Source organism: Haematomicrobium sanguinis DSM 21259, assembly GCF_000688395.1.
Taxonomy (GTDB): Bacteria; Actinomycetota; Actinomycetes; order Actinomycetales; family Micrococcaceae; genus Haematomicrobium; species Haematomicrobium sanguinis.
This window is the reverse complement of record NZ_JIAG01000014.1, coordinates 80,175-86,713: the sequence shown is the minus strand read 5'-3', so window position 1 is coordinate 86,713 and position 6,539 is coordinate 80,175. Positions and strand designations below refer to the sequence as shown.

At 66.8% G+C, this 6,539-nt stretch carries 6 protein-coding genes; 1 reads left to right on the top strand and 5 read right to left on the bottom strand.

The features are described from left to right. On the top strand, positions 1 to 593 hold a 593-nt coding region (locus tag O148_RS0112310; RefSeq protein WP_026531164.1), incomplete at its 5' end, for a transposase. A 63-nt stretch (positions 594 to 656) separates the two neighbouring features. Here the strand turns inward: O148_RS0112310 and O148_RS0112305 are convergent. From O148_RS0112305 to O148_RS0112285, 5 genes are read right to left on the bottom strand one after another with little or no spacing between them, the layout of a single operon-like run. After that, complete coding sequence (locus O148_RS0112305) at positions 657 to 938, bottom strand: HPr family phosphocarrier protein (RefSeq protein ID WP_026531163.1); 282 nt, start codon at positions 936 to 938, stop codon at positions 657 to 659. A gap of 9 nt (positions 939 to 947) precedes the next feature. Beyond that, positions 948 to 2,636, bottom strand: a complete 1,689-nt coding sequence (ptsP, locus tag O148_RS0112300; RefSeq protein ID WP_026531162.1) for a phosphoenolpyruvate--protein phosphotransferase — start codon at positions 2,634 to 2,636, stop codon at positions 948 to 950. Further along, a complete protein-coding gene (locus O148_RS0112295) occupies positions 2,633 to 4,687 on the bottom strand; it encodes a PTS fructose transporter subunit IIABC (protein WP_026531161.1) in 2,055 nt (684 codons plus the stop codon). Before O148_RS0112295 ends, ptsP begins: the two co-directional genes overlap by 4 nt. Before the next feature lie 24 nt (positions 4,688 to 4,711). Next, entirely contained in the window at positions 4,712 to 5,677 is a 966-nt protein-coding gene (locus O148_RS0112290; protein WP_026531160.1) for a 1-phosphofructokinase family hexose kinase, read from the bottom strand. Further along, positions 5,674 to 6,459, bottom strand: a complete 786-nt coding sequence (locus tag O148_RS0112285) for a DeoR/GlpR family DNA-binding transcription regulator (protein WP_026531159.1) — start codon at positions 6,457 to 6,459, stop codon at positions 5,674 to 5,676. Before O148_RS0112285 ends, O148_RS0112290 begins: the two co-directional genes overlap by 4 nt. Positions 6,460 to 6,539 lie beyond the last annotated feature (80 nt).

The following is a 6,539-nucleotide window of genomic DNA, read 5'->3' as shown; positions in this document are numbered from 1 at the left end:
TCGGCGCTTTGGTACGTAAAACCGAGTTCGGTCTGGACACCCGCAAAGCCCTGTCCAAAGCGACGATCACTATGATCGCCGGCTGGCGTGCCCGCAAGGGCGAGGACCTGGACATCGCTACCGCGCGTCATGAAGCGATCCGGCTGGCCAAACGCATCCAGGACCTCGACGAGCAACTCGCCGAGAACAAAGAATTGATCACCCACGCCCTGGAACACATCGAAGCAGCCGTGCTCTTGAAAGAAAAAGGGATCGGTCCGATCAGTGCCGCCCGGGCGATGATCGTGTGGTCCCACCCGCGCCGGGTGAAAAGCGAAGCCGCGTTCGCCGCGATAGCAGGCGTGAACCCGATCCCGGCCTCCTCCGGGAACACGCAACGCCACCGGCTCAACCGCAGCGGCGACCGGAAACTCAACGCGGCCCTGCACATGATCGCGGTCTCACGCATGACCCACGACTCCCACACCCGCGCATACGTAGAAAAACGCCTCGCCGAAGGCAAAACCAAACCCGAAATCCGCCGATCCCTCAAACGCTACATCGTCCGCCACATCTACCGAACACTCAACCAAAGCTCACTTGACGAACTATAGAAGGATCGACACGCCGAGGAAACGCGCGTTTCCTCGGCGTGTCGCGCTACATAGACGGGAGGGTTATTCGGCGTCGTGGTCGGTTTCCAGGATCGCGACGAGCGAGTCGAGCCCCTCGGCGACGCCCGGTCCGTCCTCGGCGCGCAGCACCACGACATCGCCCTGTTCGGCGCCGAGCCCCATGATCGAGAGAATGCTTGACGCATCCAGCGCCTCATCCGCCGGCTCGCCCTCGGCCGCGATCGTCACCTCAAAGTCGAGGTCCTGCGCCGCCTCGGTAAAGATCGCCGCCGGCCGCGCATGCAGCCCGACCTTGCTTGCAATTGTCGCTTGACGTTCCACCATGTGTGTCTCCTATAGTCCAAGTTCTTCCAACACGGGCAATTCTTCACGCACCGCAGCACGGGCCTCCCCCGCTGTCGCCGCCGCACGCGCCTTGGCCGCAATCGAGCGCGCCCCATCCAGTGTGACCGTGGCGAGCACGCGCGCCACCGCAGGCAACGCGCGGGCGGTCATCGAGAGGGTTTGCACCCCCAGCCCCACAAGCACGACGGCGTAGCCCGGGTCCGCGGCAGCCTCACCGCATACCCCAATGGGCTTGGCGGAGTTGGCGCCAGCCGCCTTAGCCGCGCGGGCGGCACCAAGGGTCGTGGCCTCCACCATCGCGATCACGGCGGGTTGCCAGGGATCGTTGAACTCGGCCAACACACCGACCTGTCGATCGGCGGCCATGGTGTACTGGGTGAGGTCGTTCGTGCCGATGCTGGCAAAGTCGGCGAAGGTCAAAATGTGATCCGCGTTGATCGCCGCGGAGGGCACCTCGACCATGGCGCCGGCAACGGGCAGTCCGGCGACCTCGCACATGGCCTTGAACGCCGCGGCTTCCGGGCCGGTGGACACCATGGGCGCCATGACCCACACCTCGGCGTCCGAGCCCGAGGCGGCCTCGGCAATCGCCGACAATTGCCTGCCCAACACTCCCGGGGTACGCAATTCGGTGCGGAAGCCGCGGGCCCCGAGCGCCGGGTTCGGCTCCTCGGCGTCGCTCAAGAACGGCAACGGTTTGTCCGCCCCGGCATCCAGCGTCCGCACCACAACCTTCTTGCCGGCAAAGAGGTCGAACACGCCGCGATACGCCGCGACTTGCTCATGAACGCTTGGTTCGTCGGCGCGGTCCAGGAACAAGAACTCGGTGCGGAAGAGCCCCACGCCTTCGGCGTTCGCCTCGACGGCGGCACGCGCATCGGCGACGGTCCCGATATTGGCCAGCAACGGCACCGGGTAACCGTCGGCCAGTTGGCCGCGCCCGTCAAAGGACCCCAGTTCGGCGGCCTGCACCGCCCACTGCGTGGCCGCGGCCACGTTCTCGGGGGTCGGCGGGGACACTACCTCGCCGCTACCGCCGTCCACAAACACCTCCGCGCCGTCGACGAGGGCACCGGCCTCATGCACCGCCACTACGGCGGGCAACCCGAGGGCGCGCGCCAGGATCGCGGTGTGCGACTGCGGTCCACCCTCTGCCGTCACGAGCGCCAACACCTTTGCAGGGTCCAGGGTTGCCGTGTCGGCCGGTGCCAGATCGTGGGCGACCAGCACAAAGGGCACACTCGACTCTGGCACGCCGGGCGCGGACTCGCCGCGGAGCTCGGCAATAATGCGGGAGCGGACGTCGTAGACATCGTGGACGCGCTCGGCCATGTACCCGCCGAGGGACTCCAATTGGGCGGCGACCTTCGCGGCCGCGTCCCACATGGCGCGCTCGGGCGAAGCGCCGCCCGCAATCAGCTTTGCGGCACTCTTAATGAGCATCGGATCGCTGGCCATGAGGGCTGTCGCCTCCAGCACCGCCTTACCGTCCCCGCTCGCGCGCGAAGCGCGTGCCTTGAGGTCTTCGGCGACCCGTGCGGAAGCTGCTTTGAGCTGCTCGGTGGCGAGCTCCGCCGTCGTGCTTAATGGTTGGTCTGCACGCGGTTCGGCGACCGGATCTCCCATCCGCGCCACCGGGCCGATCACTCGCCCGGGGCTGACTCCGATGCCTTTCATGCAATCGCCTCCTCCGGCTGGCGCGCGCCAACCCACTTCTTCAGCGCGATCACGCTCAGCGCGGTGACAACGCTGCCCACCACAATGGCCAGGCTCCACGCGAGGACCGGGTCGATCGCGAAGCCGACAAACAGTCCGCCGTGTGGTGCCTTCGACGTTACCCCAAAGGCCATCGAGAGGGCACCGGTCACCGCGCCACCCAGCATCGACGCCGGGATGACGCGCAGCGGATCGGCGGCGGCAAACGGGATCGCACCCTCGGAAATGAACGAGGCGCCCAAAAGCACCGCGGCCTTCCCGTTTTCGCGCTCCGGCAGGGTGAAGAGGTTGCGCGCGAGGAACGTGGCGAGCGCCATCCCAAGCGGCGGCACCATGCCAGCACCCATGACGGCGGCCATGATCAGCCACGGCCCCTCGTTGCTCACGCTCGCGGCGCCGAGCCCGGCAACCGCAAACGAATATGCGACCTTGTTGACCGGCCCACCGAGGTCAAAGCACATCATCAGGCCCAAGATAATGCCCAGTACGACGGCGGAGGCACCGGTCATCGAGGACAGCCAGCTATTCAGTGCTTCAGTAAGCGCAGCGATCGGGCCGCCCAGGAAGAGGAACATCGCACCCGAGGCGATGATCGAGGCAATCAGCGGGATAATCACCACCGGCATGAGGCCGCGGAGCCAGCGCGGCACGGAGAGCGAATTGAGCCAGTAGGCGACCAGCCCGGCAAGTACACCGCCCACGAGTCCGCCAATGAACCCGGCGCCCATGAAGCTGGCGACGGCGCCGGCGGTGAAACCGGGGGCGATGCCGGTGCGGTCGGCGATGCCGTAGGCGATATACCCGGCGAGCGCCGGGACGAGGAAGCCCATCGACAGGGCGCCGATCTTGAACGCGACGGCACCGAGGTAGACCAAAAGCGGTGCGTGCCCACCCATTTCGGCAGGCAGGTTGCCGAGGTTGTTTTCGGTCAAGATGGTGTCGGCGACCCCGGCGTTGGCAATATCGGTTCCGGCCAACAGGAAGCCGAGCGCGATGAGCAGACCGCCACCGGCAACGAAGGGGATCATGTAGCTCACGCCGGTCAGCAGCACGCGCTTGATCTTTTCGCCGAGGCTGGCGCTTTCCTCTTCGGTGGAAGTCCCGGCTCCTTGGGTGGACCCTCCGGTGCCTGCGGCAACGCGGGTGGCGTTCGGGTCGCTGGCCGCGGCGAGCGCCTTTTCGATGAGCTCTTGCGGTTCCTCAATGCCGGCCTTGACCGGCACATTAATAACGGGCTTCCCAGCGAACCGGGATTTTTCCCGCACGTCCACGTCGACGGCGAAGATGACCGCATCGGCGTCCTGAATGGTCTGGGGGTTCAGCGGTTTGGCACCGGCCGAGCCCTGGGTTTCCACCGCGATGTCCACGCCCATATCCTTGGCGGCCTGGGTCAGCGAGTCGGCGGCCATGTAGGTGTGGGCAATGCCGGTGGCGCAGGCCGTGACCGCGACGATCTTGCGCGGGGCGTCCACGGGGGCAACAGCGGGGCCGGCGGCAGGATCGCCCGCGGTGGCAACCGACTCAGCGGCAGGTGCGGAGTCAGACTCGGCAGGCGCCGCTTTGGGCGCAATCGCCGCGTCCACCAGTTCCACGATCTCGCGCGGGGTCTGCGCCTCGCGAAGCGCCGCGGTGAAGTCCTTTTTCACGAGCGAGCGGGCGAGAGCGGAGAGGAGTTTCAGGTGCGCCTTGTCCGCACCGGCGGGCGCGGCGATGAAAAACACGATGTCCGCGGGGCCGTCCTTCGCACCGAAGTCGACCGGTTCACTCAGCCGCGCCATCGCGAGCGTCGGCTCTAAGACGGACTCGCTCCGACAGTGCGGGATCGCGATGCCGCCGGGGACGCCGGTGCCGTTCTTTTGCTCGCGCGCCCAGGCGTCGGCAAATAGCGACTCGGATTCGGTGGCCCGTCCGGCCTCGGTAATCCGTTCGGCGAGCGCGCGGATCACGTCCTCGGCACTCGAGCCAAGGTTTTGATCGAGGAGAACGAGGTTCTCGGTAATGATTTCACTCATGATTTTCCTTCGGGTCCGTGTGAGTTACGGAAGTGGTGTGATGGTGACGGTGGAGGGGTCAACCTCATCGGCAAGCGGCATCTCGGTGCCCGGCAGCCCCGCGGCTGCCGACCCAAATGCCACGGCGGTGGCGAGCGCTAAGGGGGCATCGGCGTCGTTCATCTCGCGGGCAAAAAGGTAACCGGCCAGCGCGGCATCCCCGGCGCCCACCGTGCTACGCGCGCGGATCGGGCGGGGGCGCCCGTGCCATGCGCCCTCGCGGGTGGTGAGGACAGCGCCACGCGCGCCGAGCGTTGCCAGCACCGCGCCGACGCCGCGTTCCACGAGCGTCCGGCTGGCCGTTGCGGTCAGGGCCGGGTCCGCTTCGAGTTGCTCCGGGCTCCAGGTGCTCACACCCTCGGCGGCAAGCAGCTCGGCCAGCTCATCGCTGTTGGGCTTGATGAGGTTCGGTGCATTGTCGGCGGCGAAGGCGAGGGCGGGGCCGGAAGCGTCGATCGCGAACTGCGGGGTCGATTCGCCGAGCTGGGTGCGCAGGTCCGTCATGAGGTCCGCGTAGTACGAAGGGGCGAGACCCGGCGGGAGGGAGCCGGCCAGCACAAACCAGGTGGCGTACTCCCGGTGGCCCAGGAGTGCGGAAAAAATCTCGTCAAGCTCGCTACGGTCGAGCTCGGGCCCCGGCTCATTGATTTTGGTCGTCACGCCGTCCGGTTCGGTGATGGTGACGTTGGAGCGTGCCGGCTTCCGGGTGTGAATCGGGAGAAAGTTGATGCCTTCGGCGTCGAGCTGGAGGGTGAGGTCGCCGTCTGGGATGTCCGGGAGGACGGCGACGGTGCGCAGCCCGGTCCTTTCCAGCGCACGGCTGATGTTTACGCCTTTGCCGCCCGGGTGGGTGCCGCTGGCGGTGGCGCGTTGCACCTCGCCGCGGCGTAGTTCGCCGGCCAGTTCAATGGTGCGGTCCAGGCTCGGGTTAACGGTGAGGGTAACGATCATGCAAACACCACCTCGACCTCGGCCTCGGCTAGTGCCGCGGCAAGTGTGGGCGCTGGTTCTTTATCGGTAATGAGCACGTCAATCTCCTTGAGCTCGGCAAAGCGAACGAGGGTTTCCTGGCTGAGCTTGCTCGAGTCCGCCAGCAAGATCACTCGGCGGGCTGCGCGCACCATTGCGGTCTTGATGCGCGCCTCTTGCGCGTCCGGGGTGGATAGACCAAACGCGGCGCTGAGCCCGTTGGTGCCAATGAATGCGACATCGGGGCGGAGCGCTTCCAGTTGCGCTTCGGCCGCCGCCCCCACGGTGGCTTGGGTGAGACCACGCACGTGGCCGCCGAGCAGGTCCACTTCCAGTTCCGGGTTCGCGGCCAATGTTCCGGCAATCGGCACCGCATTGGTGATCACTAATAACTCGTGTGCTTGGGCAGAGGGGCCTTGCGCGAGCAGCGATGCCAGGCCCTCCGTGGTGGTTCCGGCATCCAGCAACACCGACGCGTTGCCGCCACGCGGAATGTACGCCAGCGCTGCGCGGGCAATGCGCGACTTCTCCCCCATGTGCTGCGCTTGCCGCTCTCCCAGGCTTGGCTCGCTCATGCTGGAGGCATCCACCGAGACGGCACCGCCGTGTACGCGCCGCAGTTTGCCCATGGACTCGAGAAGGTCCAGGTCCCGGCGTACGGTTTCGGCCGTGACGCCAAGGGTCGCGGTCAGGTCCGCCACAGTGCACCGGCCCGCATCGGCAATCAGCGTCGCGATCCGCTCCTGGCGCTCTTCGGCGAACATGTCACTCCTCGTGGCTGGCGATTCAGGGTGCGAGCCTCGTGGCCGGCAAGGAGGGCCGCGTGACTCACATCACCTCAATC